This is a genomic window from Pseudorhodoplanes sinuspersici (assembly GCF_002119765.1).
GTDB classification, from domain to species: Bacteria; Pseudomonadota; Alphaproteobacteria; order Rhizobiales; family Xanthobacteraceae; genus Pseudorhodoplanes; species Pseudorhodoplanes sinuspersici.
This window is the reverse complement of the sequence record NZ_CP021112.1, coordinates 4495473-4512444: the sequence shown is the minus strand read 5'-3', so window position 1 is coordinate 4512444 and position 16972 is coordinate 4495473. Positions and strand designations below refer to the sequence as shown.

At 59.4% G+C, this 16972-nt stretch carries 15 protein-coding genes; 6 read left to right on the top strand and 9 right to left on the bottom strand.

The window, feature by feature from the left end; genetic code table 11:
* Positions 1 to 2: 2 nt before the first annotated feature.
* Positions 3 to 350, bottom strand: a complete 348-nt coding sequence (locus CAK95_RS21985; RefSeq protein ID WP_086089862.1) for an AzlD domain-containing protein — start codon at positions 348 to 350, stop codon at positions 3 to 5.
* Positions 347 to 1081 carry an AzlC family ABC transporter permease gene (locus CAK95_RS21980; protein ID WP_086091576.1) on the bottom strand — a complete coding sequence of 245 codons (735 nt, stop codon included), beginning with the start codon at positions 1079 to 1081 and terminating at the stop codon, positions 347 to 349. Before CAK95_RS21980 ends, CAK95_RS21985 begins: the two co-directional genes overlap by 4 nt.
* Before the next feature lie 186 nt (positions 1082 to 1267).
* Here CAK95_RS21980 and CAK95_RS21975 point away from each other — a divergent pair, with 186 nt between their 5' ends.
* The 3 genes from CAK95_RS21975 (at position 1268) to CAK95_RS21965 (ending at position 3638) form a co-directional block, all read left to right on the top strand.
* Positions 1268 to 1543: a hypothetical protein gene (locus tag CAK95_RS21975; protein WP_086089861.1), complete on the top strand. Its 276-nt coding sequence runs from the start codon at positions 1268 to 1270 to the stop codon at positions 1541 to 1543.
* A 61-nt stretch (positions 1544 to 1604) separates the two neighbouring features.
* A complete protein-coding gene (zigA, locus tag CAK95_RS21970; RefSeq protein ID WP_086089860.1) occupies positions 1605 to 2810 on the top strand; it encodes a zinc metallochaperone GTPase ZigA in 1206 nt (401 codons plus the stop codon).
* A 210-nt stretch (positions 2811 to 3020) separates the two neighbouring features.
* Positions 3021 to 3638: a glutathione S-transferase family protein gene (locus tag CAK95_RS21965; protein ID WP_086089859.1), complete on the top strand. Its 618-nt coding sequence runs from the start codon at positions 3021 to 3023 to the stop codon at positions 3636 to 3638.
* A 24-nt stretch (positions 3639 to 3662) separates the two neighbouring features.
* On the opposite strand, the gene CAK95_RS21960 is transcribed toward CAK95_RS21965, so the two are convergent.
* From CAK95_RS21960 to clpS, 3 genes are all read right to left on the bottom strand, one after another.
* Positions 3663 to 4961 (bottom strand): gallate dioxygenase, encoded by a 1299-nt coding sequence (locus CAK95_RS21960; protein ID WP_086089858.1) that lies wholly within the window; start codon positions 4959 to 4961, stop codon positions 3663 to 3665.
* Positions 4962 to 5120: 159 nt separating this feature from the next.
* Positions 5121 to 7571, bottom strand: coding sequence for an ATP-dependent Clp protease ATP-binding subunit ClpA (clpA, locus tag CAK95_RS21955; protein ID WP_086089857.1), 2451 nt, complete (start codon positions 7569 to 7571; stop codon positions 5121 to 5123).
* 80 nt (positions 7572 to 7651) lie between these two features.
* Positions 7652 to 7987, bottom strand: coding sequence for an ATP-dependent Clp protease adapter ClpS (gene clpS, locus CAK95_RS21950; protein ID WP_245303895.1), 336 nt, complete (start codon positions 7985 to 7987; stop codon positions 7652 to 7654).
* A 1019-nt stretch (positions 7988 to 9006) separates the two neighbouring features.
* Between clpS and CAK95_RS21945 the strand changes: the two genes are divergently transcribed.
* Positions 9007 to 10749 (top strand): TadE/TadG family type IV pilus assembly protein, encoded by a 1743-nt coding sequence (locus tag CAK95_RS21945; protein WP_086089856.1) that lies wholly within the window; start codon positions 9007 to 9009, stop codon positions 10747 to 10749.
* A 69-nt stretch (positions 10750 to 10818) separates the two neighbouring features.
* On the opposite strand, the gene CAK95_RS21940 is transcribed toward CAK95_RS21945, so the two are convergent.
* Entirely contained in the window at positions 10819 to 11172 is a 354-nt protein-coding gene (locus CAK95_RS21940) for a phasin family protein (protein WP_086089855.1), read from the bottom strand.
* A 408-nt stretch (positions 11173 to 11580) separates the two neighbouring features.
* Here CAK95_RS21940 and CAK95_RS21935 point away from each other — a divergent pair, with 408 nt between their 5' ends.
* Complete coding sequence (locus CAK95_RS21935) at positions 11581 to 13287, top strand: serine hydrolase (protein ID WP_086089854.1); 1707 nt, start codon at positions 11581 to 11583, stop codon at positions 13285 to 13287.
* Between the two features lie 53 nt (positions 13288 to 13340).
* Here CAK95_RS21935 and CAK95_RS21930 read toward each other — a convergent pair whose 3' ends face one another.
* The 3 genes from CAK95_RS21930 to CAK95_RS21920 form a co-directional block, all read right to left on the bottom strand.
* A complete protein-coding gene (locus tag CAK95_RS21930; protein ID WP_086089853.1) occupies positions 13341 to 14039 on the bottom strand; it encodes a DnaJ domain-containing protein in 699 nt (232 codons plus the stop codon).
* Positions 14040 to 14045: 6 nt separating this feature from the next.
* Complete coding sequence (locus CAK95_RS21925; protein WP_086089852.1) at positions 14046 to 14774, bottom strand: vWA domain-containing protein; 729 nt, start codon at positions 14772 to 14774, stop codon at positions 14046 to 14048.
* 92 nt (positions 14775 to 14866) lie between these two features.
* The gene (locus CAK95_RS21920; protein WP_086089851.1) at positions 14867 to 15781 is read right to left on the bottom strand and encodes a division plane positioning ATPase MipZ; all 915 of its coding nucleotides are present in this window, start codon (positions 15779 to 15781) and stop codon (positions 14867 to 14869) included.
* A 297-nt stretch (positions 15782 to 16078) separates the two neighbouring features.
* On the opposite strand from CAK95_RS21920, the gene panC reads away from it, so the two are divergent.
* Positions 16079 to 16933: a pantoate--beta-alanine ligase gene (panC, locus tag CAK95_RS21915; RefSeq protein WP_086089850.1), complete on the top strand. Its 855-nt coding sequence runs from the start codon at positions 16079 to 16081 to the stop codon at positions 16931 to 16933.
* The last annotated feature ends 39 nt before the right edge of the window (positions 16934 to 16972 follow it).

Genomic DNA, 16972 nt, shown 5'->3' with positions numbered 1-16972 from the left:
CTTCAAGGTCGCAACGCGAGCGCGCCCAGAATGAGAACCGCTTCGCCGGTGGCAACGCCGGCGAAGACCGAGCGCCGGAATAGGACGAACCCTACAAAGCCCGCGGCAATCGCGACAAGCCGCACCGCCAGCGGTACCGACGCCAGCGCGCCGGGCGCAAAGAAGATCAGCTTGGCAATGACGGCGGCAAGGACCGCCGTTGCGACTGCCCTCACCCAGACCAGGATTTCCGATTCCTGATCGACGCCGCGCGCAAGCATAAAACCCAGCCAGCGCCAGATCTCATTCGGAAGAAACCCGGCAAGGACCAGCACGAGATAAGGCCACAATTCAGAGGTGGTCAGGCTCATCGCAGGCTGTCCCGCAGACGATGTGCGAGATAGGCCAGTGTGCCACCGCCGACGCCGGCCCACATCACGTCGAGCTCGACATTACGATACGCAAGGATGGGCCCGAGGACCAAACCCAGCAGCAGCGCCAGTCGATCAACGAGGAAACTGGAGTTGCGGGCGATCGACACCAAAAATGACATCGGCGTCAGGAAGAGTAGCGCAGCGGTCAAAAGCGATGGCAGGCCAGCCGCAAGATAATAGCCCAGCACGGTCGCCAGCATCGCCGAAGCCATGTAGCCTGTGGCAATACCGTTCGCGAACGGAATGCGCCGCTCGGCCGGCATCTGCGGCGCCAGCCGCATCGTCTCCACCCACATGCTGACGGCCGTGAAATGCGCCGGCGCCAGTAGCTGATGGGTCTTTGTCTTGGGGCCGCGCAGGAGCGGCATCAGCGAGACAACCATCGGCAGCAGGCGCACACCGCTCAGTCCGACAGCGATCGCAGCTTCGACGATCTGTGCGCCGCCTCCCAGCGTCGAGATGAGGATGACCTGAGCAGGCCCCGCCCAGACGAGCAATGTGGACGTCGTGACCCACAGCAGGCTGAAATTGAAATCGTAGGCAAGCGCGCCGATGCCGATATAGGTCCCGAACAACACATAGGCGAAAACGGAAAAGGCGGCCGCGCGCAGGCCGCCGAGATAAGCCGCAGTGCTGCTCGGGAAGTCGATTGCGTAGGGGGCCGGCATCGCGCGCACCATGCGGCGCGCCCTTGAGTCATGCAACGGTGGCGCACTTCATGCCTCTTATGCGCCCGGCCAAAGGTTGTGGGCCAAAGCGTCCCGACGATGGTGTCGCTGCTCCCGATCTCATACGCGAGGGTTGCCTCCAAAATATGTTATGTTATAACATAACATATTCAATGGAGACATGGCATGAGCGTTACAGGCGACCGGGCGCTTCTCGAGCCGGACGGGATCAACCTGACCGATCCATCCTCCCAGCATTGCAGAGGCCGCGATGCCATTCGGATCGGGATCGCGCAGGCGGAGACTACAGGGCTGATCGGATCGACGCTGCTGGCGATCCTCATGAGCGAAACCCTGCCGCGGCTGGTGAATGTCTACGGACCGGCCAATGCCGCACTGATCCTCGCCCGGATCGCGCACGAGATCCGCACCGGCACGGCGCCTAACACCACGCGTCAGTAGCAACGGCGCGCATCACATCCGATGACATCCCTTCCCTTTCCCAACCTGTTCGGCATCAGACATGCAAAAACTTCCCGTCACCGTTCTTTCCGGCTTTCTGGGCGCGGGCAAAACGACCCTGATGAATCACATTCTCAACAACCGGCAGGGAATGCGGGTTGCGGTGATTGTGAACGACATGAGCGAAGTGAACATCGACGCGGACCTGATCCGCGATGGCGGTGCGAACCTGTCGAGGACGGATGAGCAGCTGGTCGAGATGACCAATGGCTGCATCTGCTGCACGCTGCGTGACGATTTGCTGAAGGAAGTGCGCTCGCTCGCACAAGCCGGGCGTTTCGATTATCTCGTCATCGAATCCACCGGCATTTCCGAACCGTTGCCGGTGGCTGCGACATTCGATTTTCGCGATGAAGACGGCGAAAGCCTTTCGGATGTCGCACGCCTCGATACTATGGTCACGATGGTCGACGCCGCCAATCTCCTCAACGATTATTCGTCAAAGGATTTTCTGCGTCTGCGTGGCGAGTCACTTGGCGACGACGACAATCGCACGATTGTCGATCTCCTGGTCGAGCAGATCGAATTTGCCGATGTCGTGGTGCTGAACAAGCTCGCCGATGCAACGCCGCAGAAACGCGACGCCGCGCACAAGATCGTCCGTGCGCTCAACCCCGATGCCGATATCGTTGAGGCGAATTTCGCCCAGGTGCCGCTCGACCGTGTGCTGAATACCGGCCGCTTCGATTTCGAAAAAGCGCAGCGGCACCCGATCTGGTTCAAGGAATTGTACGAATTTGCCGATCATAAGCCAGAGACGGAGGAATACGGTATCCGGAGCTTCGTCTATCGCGCACGACGCCCTTTCCATCCCCAACGGTTTCACCAGTTCATCCAGTCGGAATGGCCCGGCGTCATTCGCAGCAAAGGTCATTTCTGGCTGGCGACGCGGCCGGACTGGGTCGGCGAACTCAGTCAGGCCGGCACGATCACGCGGACAGGCGGAAGCGGCTTCTGGTGGAGCGCGATCCCGCTGCAGCATTGGCCGAAAGATGCGCAGTGGCGCGAGATGCTGAAAAGTTATTGGGCTGACGATTACGGCGATCGCCGCCAGGAGCTGGTCTTCATCGGCACCGGTATGGATGAGGCGGACCTGATCCGGCGACTGGATGAATGCCTCGTGCCGTCATCCGACAAGGCCATGGCGATTGAACAGTGGAAGAGCCTCCCCGACCCCTTCCCGCTGTGGAAACGGCAGGCTGCGTAAGGTCGCTCCGGCTTTGATGGAATCAAAGCCGGGCTCTAGTTTTTTGTTTTGGCGCGTTTTCTTTACGCGAACCGGTGCCCACTTCGCTCGAAAACGCTCTCATTCCGCTTGTGGCTTCTCCGGTTCGCCACAGAAAGCCGCTAACACTTTCCTGATGACAGAATATAAATGTTCTTGTTATGTTCTTAATTGTCTTCAGGGAGGTGTCGCGTGGCTGACGAACTGGTTTTGTATTCCAATCCCATGTCGCGGGGGCGTATTGCCCGCTGGATGCTGGAAGAAGTGGGTATTCCCTATCGCACCGAGATGCTGGATTTCGGCGTGATGAAGTCGCCGGACTATCTGGCGATCAACCCCATGGGCAAGGTTCCGGCGATCAAGCACAACGGTACGATCGTCACCGAATGCGCGGCGGTCTGCGCTTATCTCGCCGACGTTTTCCCGCATGCCAAGCTCGCCCCGCCGCTGCCTGAGCGTGGCGATTATTACCGTTGGCTGTTCTTTGCCTCCGGCCCGCTGGAATATGCGGCCAGCAATCGCGCGCTCGGCTTCGAGCCACCCGCCGAAAGGCAGGCGATGATGGGATACGGCAATTACAACATGACCCTCGACACGCTGGAATATGCCGTTTCAGCGAACCCCTTCATCGCCGGCAATACCTTCAGCGCCGCCGACGTCTATGTAGGCTCACATATCGCCTGGGGCATGCAATTCGGCACGATCGAGAAGCGGCCGGCTTTCGAAGCCTATTGGAAGAAACTCGAACATCGTCCGGCGCATATCCGGGCAACCGAACTCGACGATGCAGCGATGCCGGCCAAGGCCTGATGCCAATGGCCGCGCCGACAAGGATCAGGCGGGCGCCTTCTCCTTGTCCCAGGCGAATTGTTTCGCATCCTTGCCGGCGACCGAATAGAGCGCGCCGGGTGCATTGCGGGTCTTCATGAAATCCTCCAGCGTCTGCCCGCGCATCCCCGCATAGATATGGAGATTGGAAGAGCCGGTGACCGCGGCCAGCTTTTCCAGCATGAAGAAGCTCACGCCATACTGGATCATCGCCCGCCAGTCGCGCCGCCGCACCATGCCGCGCTCTTCCTCGCTGAGCTTCGCCTCACTGAAAGCTGCTTCCGGCTCGGCGAGGAAATGGGCGCGATGCGCCGGCTCGACCAGACGATGCAGAAACTTGTTAAGCCGATAGCCCTTCAGCGAGCGGGCATGCGTGAACGGATAGGTTCCGGGCAGTTGCTCCACACCCTGAAGCTGGCGACCGATATGGTCGAGATATCTTGCGTCGGTGTCCGCCATCGATTCGATGGCTTCGTTTTCGTAAATGGCCGTCGCAATGCCGGTGACCGAGGGCAGGTAATAAGTCTGATGGATCTTGCGGATATTGGCGGATAGCGCACCGCGCATGACAAGCCACATGATGACCTCCGCGCCCTCGATGCCGCCGAGACGCGCGTAATCAGCGTGGGTCAGCTCGGTGAGCTTGACCGGGTCGCGCTCGATCAGATCGAGAAACTGCGCGTCCCAAGCGGTATTGTTGAAACCGCAGCGCTCGCCATGCACCTGATGCGAAAGCCCACCCGTCGCAACGATCGCAACCGAAATATCCTCCGGGTAGCTCTCGATGGCACGGCGCAGCGACTGGCCGAGCTTCCAGCACCGCAACGCCGACGGAATCGGAAATTGCAATACACCGACCTGCAGCGGCACAATCGAGACCGGCCATTGCGGCGTGTGCGGGCACATCATCGACAATGGCGAGAAACAACCGTGATCGAGTGCCCGATCCTGAAAGAATGACATATCGAATTCGTCAGCCATCAGCGCCATGCCGATATGGTGCGACAGCGGCGCGTGACCCTTCACGGGTGGCAGGGCGCGGGCGCCGCCGCCCTCATCGGCAACCGCATAGCTGTCGTCGATCCCGAGCGTAAACGCCGAATAGTGATCGAAGAAAAATGACGTTACGTGGTCGTTGTAGATGATGAACAGCACGTCCGGCTTCTTTTCGGCAATCCAGCGCTGGATCGGCTTGTAAGCCTCGAAGATCGGTGCCCAAACCGGATCGTCCTGCTTGTTGCGATCATAGGCAAAGCCGATGGTCGGGGTGTGCGATGTCGCGATCGCACCAACAATTCTGGCCATGACGTGGCTTCCTGCCTGATCTGAGCGGCGAATGGCGCCCGCTTCCACTTAATCAGGCTGCAGACCGCGCCTGCCCACAACATTGACCTATCGCAAGCCGGGGCAAAAAAAGAAGGCCGGGTGTTGGCCCGGCCTTCTGAAAAGATTGGATTGAAGCGATCACACCTTCACCAAGGGGACCTTCGGCACCGAGCCGCGGCCAGATGGATCGGTGCCACCGGGGCCGCCTTTGCCGCCCGAGCCTGACGGCGGCTTGGGCTTACGCTGCGGCGGTTTGCGCTTCGGCTTTGCGCCGGCGGCCGGCAGCTTCTCCGGCTTCGGCGTAACCGGGCCTTCGACATACTCGAAACCGAGCGCATCCCGGCCCGCTTCGTTCTTCACCACGACCACCTTGACATGGCCGCCGTCCTTGAGCTTGCCGAACAGCACCTCGTCGGCAAGCGGTTTCTTGATGTTTTCCTGGATCACGCGGGCCATCGGCCGCGCACCCATGAGTTCATCGTAACCGTTTGCGATCAGCCAGCGCGACGCCTCGTCCGACAATTCGATCGTAACATTGCGGTCGGCGAGCTGAGCCTCAAGCTGCAGCACGAATTTCTCGACAACCTTCGAGATGACGTCCTGCGACAGATGCGCGAAGGTGATGGTGGCATCGAGACGATTGCGGAATTCCGGTGCAAAGAGCCGGTTGATCGCCTCGACATCATCGCCCTCCCGTTTGTTGCGGGTGAAGCCATAGGTGCCCTTGGCGAGATCGGCTGCGCCAGCATTCGTGGTCATGATCAGGATCACGTTGCGGAAGCTGACCTGCTTGCCATTGTGGTCGGTAAGCTTGCCGTGATCCATGATCTGCAACAGCACGTTGAACAGATCCGGATGCGCCTTCTCGATCTCATCAAGCAGCAACACGCAATGCGGATGCTGGTCGACGCCATCGGTGAGCAGGCCTCCCTGATCGAAGCCGACATAGCCGGGAGGCGCGCCGATCAACCGTGAGACGGTGTGGCGTTCCATATATTCCGACATGTCGAAGCGGATCAGTTCGACCCCGAGAGAGGCCGCAAGCTGCTTTGCGACTTCGGTCTTGCCGACGCCGGTCGGGCCTGAGAACAGATAGCAGCCAATCGGCTTTTCCGGTTCGCGCAGGCCAGCACGCGCCAACTTGATCGAAGCCGACAGCGATTCCACGGCCTTGTCCTGACCATAGACCACCGTCTTCAGCGTGTGCTCGAGATGCTGCAGCACTGCGGCATCATCCTTCGACACGGTCTTTGGCGGGATCCGTGCCATCGTCGCGATGGTGGTCTCCACTTCCTTGATGCCGATGGTCTTCTTGCGCTTGGAATCCGGCAGCAACATCTGCGCCGCACCGGACTCGTCGATCACGTCGATCGCCTTGTCCGGCAGCTTGCGGTCGTGGATGTAGCGGGCCGACAGTTCCACCGCTGCCTTGATGGCATCGTTGGTGTATTTCAGCTTGTGGTATTCTTCGAAATACGGCTTCAGACCTTTGAGGATTTCGATCGCATCCGGCACCGACGGCTCGTTGACGTCGATCTTCTGGAACCGGCGAACCAGCGCCCGGTCCTTCTCGAAATACTGGCGATATTCCTTGTAGGTGGTCGAGCCGATGCAACGCAGCGACCCGGAGGCCAAAGCGGGCTTCAACAGGTTAGACGCATCCATTGCGCCACCGGAAGTTGCACCGGCGCCGATGACCGTGTGGATCTCGTCGATGAACATGATCGCGCCGGGGGTGGCCTCGATCTCCTTGATCACCTGTTTCAGGCGCTCTTCAAAGTCGCCGCGATAGCGGGTTCCGGCCAGCAAGGTGCCCATGTCAAGCGAGAAGACCGTCGAATTCTTCAGCACGTCAGGGACTTCGCCGTGGACGATACGACGCGCCAGGCCTTCCGCAATCGCGGTCTTGCCGACGCCGGCATCGCCAACGAAGAGCGGATTGTTCTTTTGGCGGCGGCACAAGACCTGGATCGTGCGGCTGATCTCGGCATCGCGGCCAATCAGCGGATCGATCTTGCCCTCTTTCGCCTTCTTGTTGAGGTTGACGCAGTAAGCCTCTAGGGCGTCGCCCTTCTTCTTCGACTCGTCGCCGCCCTTGGCGTCGGTATCCTCGTCAGCACCCCGGACCGGGCGCGACTCGGTCAGACCCGGGCGCTTGGCAATGCCGTGGCTGATGTAATTCACGGCGTCGTAGCGCGTCATATCCTGTTCCTGCAGGAAATACGCTGCATGGCTCTCACGCTCGGCGAAGATCGCAACCAGCACATTGGCACCGGTCACCTCCTCGCGGCCGGAGGACTGGACATGGATGACGGCGCGCTGGATGACGCGCTGGAACCCGGCGGTCGGCTTTGAATCCTCACCGCCGTCGGTAATCAGGTTCTCGAGTTCCGCTTCCAGATAGGCCGTCAGCGAGCGGCGCAGCTTGTCGAGATCGACATTGCAGGCGCGCATCACGGCCGCGGCATCGGAGTCATCCAGCAGCGCCAGCAGCAGGTGTTCCAATGTCGCGTATTCGTGATGCCGCTCATTGGCGAGCGCGAGTGCCCGGTGAAGCGATTGTTCAAGGCTGCGCGAGAAACTTGGCATTCGATATCCCTAACAGGTCTCGTTGATGGCCGCCCCCGGCCCTTCAGTCCGTTCTCTCCCCGACGACGCTCTCTCCAAGGCTACTTTTTCTCCATCACACATTGCAAAGGATGGTGATGTTTGCGGGCAAAGTCCATGACCTGTGTCACTTTTGTTTCGGCGACCTCGTAGGTGTAGATGCCGCACTCGCCAATTCCGTGATGATGGACATGCAGCATGATCTGGGTCGCCGCCTCCCGGTCCTTGTTGAAGAACCGTTCCAAAACGTGAACCACGAATTCCATCGGCGTGTAGTCGTCATTCAGCAGCAACACCCGGTACATGCTCGGCCGCTTGGTCTGCGGCTTGGTCTTGGTAATGACCGAAGTGCCTGGTCCGCCCGGATCCTGGCGCTTCTTGCGGTCGTCATCCGCCATCCGTGGCGCGAAACGCGAGGATGCAGGGAGGGCCGTCGATCGAACTAGAAGCATGGCACTTTCGGGCATTCGAAGGTCGTGAGCGGTGTTCGCGATATATAGGAACAGGTTGGCCACATCATAATCGCGGAGCAAGCGCTGTGCCAGACCGGGCCACATATGCGTCGTGGGCAAAAAGGCAAGGCCGGCAAATGGCTTGACGCATACAGCGCCGGACGACGCTCACAGCCGCGAATGTCAATGATCCGCGAAAATGCGGACAATTCACGGCGGCGGGTCCCGAATTCCTCACCACAGAGGCACCTTGGGCGGATTTTCGAGAGGCGGAGCCCGCTCCGCGAATCGAAATCCGGAATTTCTCCCCGGCAAAGGACAAGGCTGACTGGGCCTAGCTAACGTGCCGTAAACCCGATCCTTTGAATGAAACGCGCCTTGCCGACGCCTCCTTCATCGCGTTGCAACGAATTTCCCTCGGTTGGAACCGCTCGAAGGTAAGCGACCCGTGGCTTGACACTTGTCATCCAGTTTCGCACCCCGGATTTCCGTGAATATGCAAATGAGCGGGACAACGGCTTTTTACGAGACCACCCTGCGGGCGGCGCGGCGTTGCGGATTTTTCGCCGGCCAAGCGAAGGCGTGTCGCAATCTTCTTTGCGCGTGTGCTCATGCCGCTCATCGGGGTCATGGGCGCCGCGGAGGCAATGGCAGACTGCCCTAAAGCGCCACGAAGTCGAAAGGCGTACCAAACGTTAAGGATGCGAACATCAAGCGCGATGCAGTTTGCGGTAGCCGGCGACGGCATATCATCCTGAACGCACGAGAATGCGGATCAGCTCTCGGCCCATATCGGTATTTGTCGCGATTGCCCATAAGCCGGCAATTTCTCGTCCGGCCGCAAATAACACTTGAGCGAATTCGTTTACGATTTGTAACTATTTTTCTTCGCAGCATTTTACAGCCCTTTCAGAGGAACCGTTTACCGGTCAGGCAAACGATAAACAAACAGGCCTGACCCCGTCATGACGACCCTTCGGATTGCCACATGGTTTTCGCGCAAGCTGACGGAGCTCAAACAGTGCCAGCGCGGCAATGTCGCCATGATATTCGGGCTGGCCATTATCCCGATCGTCGGCCTGGTCGGCGTGGCAATCGATTACAGCCGCTACAATTCGGCGAAGACATCGCTTCAGGGTGCCCTTGATGCGGCCGCACTCATGCTCTCGCGCGAAGTGTCCTCGCTCTCGCAGAGCGAACTTGACCAAAAGGCGCTCGCTTATGTTCAGGCGAATTTGAAGCAGACCGATTTGAAAGGTCTGACGGTGACATCGACCTACAATAATGCATCGGGCGGCGAGCTCAGCCTGCATGGGGATGCGAGCATCGACACGACAATCGCCAGCATTCTCGGCGTCACGCAGATGAACATCGCGGACGAGTCGACGATCAAATGGGGTAACACCAAACTGAGAGTCGCGCTGGTTCTCGATACCACCGGCTCGATGAACAGTGCCGGCAAGATGCCCGCGTTGAAGACGGCGGCGAAAAACCTGCTGACGCAATTACAATCGGCCGCCTCGAACAACGGCGACGTCTATGTTTCGATCGTCCCGTTCAGCAAGAACGTCAATGTCGGCGCGAGCAATTACAATGCAAACTGGGTTGGCTGGACCGATTGGGAAGCCGAACCCGACATCTTGAATCCGACGGCGGGGGGCGCGAAGCCGGACCAGAACACTTGGTATACGACAAGCGCCGGATCCGGATGCCCGTTCACTTCTTACGCTCAAGGTTTTGGCTGTGTCTCGGCGGCTCAGGGCACCACGAACGTGTCGAACATTCCCTCGAGCGGAAATTCCAGCGGGCTGATATGTCCCGGTCGCGACGGTGGAAACAAGATATCTAGAAAAATAGGTATCATCTACAACGGCTGCTACAATACCTGGACGAAATGCGTGGGAAGTAACTGCGCCTGCTCCACCACTAACACCAATATCTGCACGTGTTCAGGCAACGGCTCCAGCAAGACCTGCCAGACGAAGCCCAACTATTACGAGCATACCTGGCGCCCAACAAATACGAATGCGACCTACACGCCCGCGCTCACCCTCAATAGTGGGGTTCCATATGCAACGCCGGCACACAGCACCTGGAATGGTTGCGTCACCGATCGCGGCACCTCCAGTGGGCCGAGCAATGATTATGACCGCAAGGTAACGGCACCCAGCACCGGCACTCCCGCCTCGCTGTTCCCGGCAGAACAGAACGCCTATTGCTCACCGCAGGTGATGGCACTGAGCTACAATTGGACTGCGATGAAGTCCACGATCGACGGACTCTATCCAGACGGCGCCACCAATCAGCCGATCGGATTGGTCCATGGCTGGCAGTCGCTGGTCGGCGGCGGTCCCTTCCCGACCCCTCCGGCCAAGGATCAGAACTTCACCTACAATGAGGTGATCGTGCTGATGTCGGATGGCTTGAACACCCTCGACCGCTGGTACGGCAACGGCTCCAGCACCAGTACGTCGGTGGACAAGCGCATGTACGAGTCCGCCACGGTGGGCACGTGCGCCAATGTGAAGGCCGCCGGAATGACGATCTATACCGTGCACGTCAACACGGAAAATGGCCCGACGTCGACATTACTGCAGAACTGCGCGAGCTCGCCCGACAAGTTCTGGATGGTGACGAGCGGTACGGCGCTGAATGATGTTTTCAAACAGATCGGGACAGAACTGTCGCAACTCAGAATCGCGAAGTGACTATCCCAAGGAAAACAAAAAAGCCCGGCTGAAATGCCGGGCTTTGTCGTCTCGTGACAACTGCAGCGATTACTTCGCTGGCGTCATCTTCGCGACATAGCCTTCGTAAGGCTTGTAGGCTTCCTTCGCGAAATCATTGTAAAGTTCGCTCATCTTGGTCGCCTGAGCGACAAAGCCTTCATAGGCGCTCTTCAGATAGCTCTGCTGAATCTCGATTGCCGATTCGAGCGACTTGGCGCCGAACAGCTTTTCCATCGCCGCAGTGCCGTCTTCGAAAGCGCGCTTCGAGTAATCGACGCTCTCAACAGCGATCGCCTGCGCGCTCTTGGACACGGCACCGAATGCCTTCATCGAAGCGTCCACACTGTCCTTGCCGAATTTCTGGAATTCTTCGAAGGACTTCACGTCAAACGTATTGATCATGTCTCTGCCCTTTGCTCCGGCCGCAAAGCCGCGACTGAAATGTCCGTCTTTCGGCCGTCCCGCGACCGCCGCGTGTCATAAATATGTTGCATTGCACAAATTTGCAAGATGTTTTATTGCGCCTGCGTACAAAATCTAAGCCTCAGTTTTTATTAACTTTTTAGCAATGCCACGCTCATACCTTGATTGACTGTGGTTTAGGAGCCGGTTCGGGTCCTCCGGATTGGCGGCTGGAGATCCGCCTTTGGGGAAGGCCATCGGGCGTGAGGGCGCCTGGAGCATGATGCCGAAAGTGCGAAGCGGGTTTCGGCCCGCATCATGCTCCAACGTAATGAAGCGATCATGATGACTTTGGATCGAACCGATCCAAAGTCATCATGACCTAGCGAACGGGGACGCAGGTTGACCATGTTTCGCGTATCGACCAAGGCCTCGTTTGGCCTACGTTGTAGCGTTGTCGTTTTTGTATCGGCTTTTGCATTTGTTTCGCTGACGGCATCTGCCGACGCGCGCAGCAAACGCAAATCTTTTTCAAAGCGCGCTGCAGTCAGCCAATCCTACAGCCCTCGCTATGCCGACATCGTCGTCGACGCCAACACCGGCGACGTCCTTCATTCGACCAATCCCGACGCGCAGCGTCATCCAGCGTCGCTCACCAAAATCATGACGCTCTATCTCCTTTTCGAGCGGCTTGAAGCTGGCAAGATCAGGCTCGATAGCCAGATGGAAGTGTCGGCCCATGCCAGCGCTCAGGCGCCGACCAAACTCGGCTTGCGTCCTGGACAAACGCTGATGGTCGAAGACGCCATCAAGGCGCTGGTGACGAAATCGGCCAATGACGCCGCTGTTGTGGTTGCCGAAGCGCTAGCCGGCTCGGAAGATCAGTTTGCCGTCCTCATGACCCGCAAGGCGCGCGCACTGCGGATGACGCGCACGGTCTACAAGAATGCCTCCGGCCTGCCGAATTCGGATCAGGTGACGACAGCCCGCGACCAAGCCTTACTCGGTCTCGCCATCCAGGATCGTTTTCCGCGTTATTATCGTTACTTCGCGACCGAGTCCTTTGCCTATCGCGGCGTCCGCATGGCCAACCACAACCGGCTGCTCGGACGCGTTCAGGGCGTGACCGGGATCAAGACCGGCTACACCAATGCGTCAGGATTCAATCTCGTCAGTGCGGTGCAGCGTGGCGATCGCCGGCTTGTTGCAGTCGTCCTCGGCGGCGCTTCGGGCGGTGCGCGCGATGCGAAGATGCGCAGCCTGATCGAGCAGAAAATCTCGCTCGCCGCGGTGAAGCGCACAGCGCCGAAGATCGTTGAAGTTGCCGACGCCAGCGTGGCCTTCCCAACACCGATTGGTTCCCCAGGTCCAGCCGCGCAGCCAGTTCCTGCGCCCCAGCCTGCAGCGGCTCCCGCGCAAGCTGAACGCCCTGTGGAACGTCCAGTTCGCGTCGCATCGGCTGCGGCGAACGTGCCGACAAAATCCGCTTCCCAATCTGAACAGCCGACACCGGGCTCGACCGAACCGATCAGGCCGCGGCTGGTTAAGACATTGTCGGTCAAAGCAGGCCCGGTCAGGACCGCATCAGCACCGATGTCGCTACTTGCGCCGGAACCGATCGCAACGCGAACATCGAATGGTGAACCGGCACGGACTGAAACCATTTCCGATGCCCTGCCGCCAGCACCGCCTGGTGCGCGGCCCGGCGTCCTAGGAGTTTTGTCATCAAGAGATCTCGCGTCTCGCGATGAGATGCCCCGCACCGTCACGGCTTCAGTGACGCCAATGCCGGTTCCTGCTGCACGCGTTGAAGCCGCAGCTCCGGTTCAAACCGCCAAAGCTGAGACACCAACAGTCAGCGAAACCAAAAAGCGGAGCGGCTGGATCATTCAGGTCGGCGCTTTTGAAGATGCAAGCGAAGCGAAGGAAAAACTCGCTGACGCGAAAAACAAGACAAGCCTGCTGAAGGACGCCGAGCCGTTTACCGAAATTTTTGAAAAAGGCGATAAGCGTTACTACCGGGCACGGTTTGCCGGATTGCGTGAAAGCGCTGCCGAACAGGCGTGCCGTCAGTTGAAGAAAAATCAGATCGCGTGTTTCGCGGTCAAGAACTGACGTCCAAAAACTAAAGTCTCTGTAGCATTTGTAGCGTCGTTGCGTGTGGGGTGTTAGCGATGTCGTCGCAAAAGAAGGTCTTTGGCCTCGTTGACTCGCGCCGCGAGGTAAGTCGACCCTCCCTGGTCGGGATGCAGTTTCTTCATCAGCGCCCGATGCGCGCGGCCGATATCCGCAGCGCTCGCCCCCGGCTTAACGCCAAGGACCTGATAAGCCTCCTCTTCCGTCATTTTTCCACGGTCGACGTGAGCAGGCCCCGCTGCCGCACCCGCATCCGCGTTCTCACGCCAAGCGGGATCGCGGCGGTCAAGATACGCCATCAGTAAGGCGCGGCTTTCCTCATCGATTTCCGGCAGCAGCGATACCATCGCCGGTACGTCGAGTGCGTCAAGTGTAACGCCTTCCATGCGGCCGGCGAGAATACGGCCGCGCATTGCACCGGTATCGTGATCGAGTTCCATTTCCAGAAAGGCCGAACGCACACGAGAAATCTGACCGGCGCTCTTGTTTGTGCGCTTGCCGAGGCTCGCAGTACCCGGCAGCCAGCCCAGCATCGTCAACGCTGCGAAACCCAATGGCAGCGCCAGTCCGAATTGGCCGCGCGCCGTCAGAAACACCGCCCCTGCCAGTGCGGCATAGCCACCGGCCTTGCGCAGCACGGGAGCGAGCACCTTCACATCGATGCGCGCAAATCCATACATCGCCCAGATCAGGACGAGCAGAACCGCAATGCCGAGAAGAAGCGGAGCCATCGACACTCAGCTCATCTGGCGCAGCAATTTTTGTGCGCCGCCCTGCTTGCGCGAGAGATCGGCCAGCGCCTTCATACCACCCGCCGCATAGGCAGCGGCCGCGCGCAGCAATTCCGCAAGCTCCCGTGCCGCACCCGGTGCAAAGCGGCTGTAGGCTCCTCGGCTGAGACGGGCAATTTCGCGATAGGCATTCTCGGCGATGCTGTCGTGGCCTTCCTGAAACATGAAAGCGGGTACACCAAGCAGCCCCAGCTCACCAGCGGCCGCGCAAAGGTCGTCGACAGATTCTTCCATCGCATCGCCGACATAGACCAACGCCTGAACCTTGCGCTTTTCGGATTCACGGCGGACATGGCCCAGCACCTTGCCGATCTGGGTATGTCCACCCCGGCAGTCGATCTTTTCCATCAGCGTGCCAAGTCGTTCCGGATGGGCGACCCAACCCGAAGCTCGGCATTCGTCCAACCCACGGAAATAGACAAGTTGCACATCGAGGCCACCGATGGATGCCGCCTCCTGAAACATATCGGCCTGCAGGCTGCAGGCGGCGTCCCAGGTCGGTTGGCGGCTCATGGTGGCGTCGAGCGCGAAAACCAGCCGCCCGCGCTGGCCCGCAGCAACCGTCGGGGTCATCGTCGCGACCTTGGCGAGGAAGGAATCAATTTCGGCGCGCGAGGCAACCGGCTTGCCCGCACCCGTTTTCGTGACCTTGGCGTCAGAACGATCGTTGCCCATGCGGTCCTTTGTTGGAATCCGTTCGACTCCTCCGGATTTATATAGGTCGTTATCGCCCCTGCCGCGCGCAACTTCGGCGCGACACTTAGGCCTCAGTCGAGGATGTCTTGAACCTCGAGCGGCTTGTTGGCCGAATTGAACCACTCTGCCCGGGCGGCGGCCCGGCGGCGGCCCTTTTCGTCGATCGGCAGCTTGAGCGCGGCCAGAAGACCCTGCACTTCCTGCCGGGCGGTGACATGGGACATGTTTGGCCGGGTTCCAAGCGTCGACTCGTTGATATCGTCGAGGGCTGTCAGCCCGCGCGGAAAAAACTCGCGGTAGACCACCCGCTCCGAAAAGCCGTCAGCGGCACGGAAGCCGAGCTGCAATCCGAGCTGGCGCAGGCCCTCCGACAGCAGCCGCTTGTTGCGGGACCCGAGCGTCGACAGACGATTACGCACCACGATCCAGTCAGCCGCGTCCTGATCGACCTTGCGACGCTGGCGGCGAGCTTCGCGGACCATCTCCGAATAATGGCTGGTTCCGGTCAGCGCATAGGTTTGCGGATCGACGGTGCCCAGCACATCGAAATCGACAAAACTGTCATTCAACGGAGTGATTAGGGTATCGGCCATCGCATGCGCAAGACGCATCAGATAGCTGTCCGAACCCGGCGTATCGATCACCACAAAATCATGGCTGTGCTCAACCGCGGCAACGGTTTCGGCGAAAACTGTGAATTCGGCGTGCTCGTTCTCGTCGTTGCGAACGCCTTCGCTGCGCGCGACGCAGAAATGCAGCGGGATATCGAGCGGCAGCTTTTCACGTCGTGCCCAGAGCCTGCGGTTTTCGACGTAACGGGTCAGGCTCTTCTGGCGCGAGTCGAGGTCGACGGTCGCAACTTTCTGCCCTGCCCTTAAGAGCGCGATCGCGACATGAATGGCTGTCGTGGATTTCCCCGACCCGCCCTTTTCATTTCCAACGACAATGACGTGCGCTGACTTATGGGGATTCGCCTGAACCAACATGACTCAAAAATCCCTGCTTCCGGCATCCTCATTTTTGTGTGGCGTCGGGTCAAGAGCCCTATCATGACTAAGCTTGGGATTAACCGGTTCATCCTTAACCCACGCAGGCCAGGTGTTGGCACTACGCCACCGTCAGATGCTTTTACTTGCGCTTTGCTAATGTCACGGACTCCTAGAGCATGATGCCGAGAAGGGCGAAGCGTTTTTTGGACGACATCATGCTCTAACGTATTAGAATCGATCACGTTTACGACTTGGATCGATGCGATCTATCGGCCCGCCATCCACGGAGTTTTCATGGCCATCAAGAAACCAATCGTCGTCAGGTCGATCGCGCCATTGCGGAAGGCGGTCGCCGGGCTGCGCGGAAAGCACCGGAAAGTTGCACTGGTTCCTACGATGGGCGCCCTCCATGACGGCCACTTTGCACTGATCAAACAGGCGCGCCGCCGCGCGGACGTCGTGGTGGTTTCGATCTTCGTCAATCCCGCCCAATTCGCGCCGACCGAAGACCTCGCGTCCTATCCGCGCGACATCCAGCGCGACCTCGCTGCCTTGACCGATCTTGGTGTCGACCTCGTCTGGGCGCCGACCGAAAAGGTCATGTATCCGGACGGGTTTTCCACAGCGGTGACGCCAGGCGGTCCGGCCAAGGCGGGACTTGAAGATACCTTCCGGCCGCATTTCTTCGGCGGCGTGACGACCGTGGTCTCGAAGCTGTTCCTCCAGGTGGCTCCGAACATCGCGCTGTTCGGCCAGAAGGACTATCAGCAATTGAAGGTCGTCACGCGGATGGCGAAAGACCTCGACATCCCCGTGACCATCGTCGGCGTTCCGACGATGCGGGACAAGGACGGACTGGCGATGTCGTCCCGCAACGTCTACCTGTCGGTAGAAGAGCGCACGGTCGCGCCGACCTTGCATCGTGTGCTGAAGGACAGCGCCGCCAAAATCAGAGCCGGCAAGCCGATTGCCGATGTCATGGCGACAGGCCGGACAACGATCGAGCGCGCCGGCTTTAAGGTCGACTATCTGGAAGCGCGACACGCGGATTCATTGGCGCCAATTGCCCCGGCCGCAGACGGACCGATCCGTCTGCTGGTCGCAGCGAAACTTGGCAAGACGCGGCTGATCGACAATCTGGGTGTTTAAACGCATTGCAACACCGATACCAATGGCGGGCTCTCAAGC

What these genes read in the sequence shown, in the direction of transcription:
- CAK95_RS21940 (WP_086089855.1), bottom strand. Translation starts at nt 11,172, where the DNA reads ATGATCAATACGTTTGACGTGAAGTCCTTCGAAGAATTCCAGAAATTC.
- CAK95_RS21980 (WP_086091576.1), bottom strand. Translation starts at nt 1,081, where the DNA reads ATGCCGGCCCCCTACGCAATCGACTTCCCGAGCAGCACTGCGGCTTAT.
- CAK95_RS21960 (WP_086089858.1), bottom strand. Translation starts at nt 4,961, where the DNA reads ATGGCCAGAATTGTTGGTGCGATCGCGACATCGCACACCCCGACCATC.
- CAK95_RS21920 (WP_086089851.1), bottom strand. Translation starts at nt 15,781, where the DNA reads ATGTTGGTTCAGGCGAATCCCCATAAGTCAGCGCACGTCATTGTCGTT.
- CAK95_RS21935 (WP_086089854.1), top strand. Translation starts at nt 11,581, where the DNA reads ATGTTTCGCGTATCGACCAAGGCCTCGTTTGGCCTACGTTGTAGCGTT.
- CAK95_RS21925 (WP_086089852.1), bottom strand. Translation starts at nt 14,774, where the DNA reads ATGGGCAACGATCGTTCTGACGCCAAGGTCACGAAAACGGGTGCGGGC.
- zigA (WP_086089860.1), top strand. Translation starts at nt 1,605, where the DNA reads ATGCAAAAACTTCCCGTCACCGTTCTTTCCGGCTTTCTGGGCGCGGGC.
- panC (WP_086089850.1), top strand. Translation starts at nt 16,079, where the DNA reads ATGGCCATCAAGAAACCAATCGTCGTCAGGTCGATCGCGCCATTGCGG.
- clpA (WP_086089857.1), bottom strand. Translation starts at nt 7,571, where the DNA reads ATGCCAAGTTTCTCGCGCAGCCTTGAACAATCGCTTCACCGGGCACTC.
- CAK95_RS21945 (WP_086089856.1), top strand. Translation starts at nt 9,007, where the DNA reads ATGACGACCCTTCGGATTGCCACATGGTTTTCGCGCAAGCTGACGGAG.
- CAK95_RS21930 (WP_086089853.1), bottom strand. Translation starts at nt 14,039, where the DNA reads ATGGCTCCGCTTCTTCTCGGCATTGCGGTTCTGCTCGTCCTGATCTGG.
- CAK95_RS21975 (WP_086089861.1), top strand. Translation starts at nt 1,268, where the DNA reads ATGAGCGTTACAGGCGACCGGGCGCTTCTCGAGCCGGACGGGATCAAC.
- clpS (WP_245303895.1), bottom strand. Translation starts at nt 7,987, where the DNA reads ATGGCGGATGACGACCGCAAGAAGCGCCAGGATCCGGGCGGACCAGGC.
- CAK95_RS21985 (WP_086089862.1), bottom strand. Translation starts at nt 350, where the DNA reads ATGAGCCTGACCACCTCTGAATTGTGGCCTTATCTCGTGCTGGTCCTT.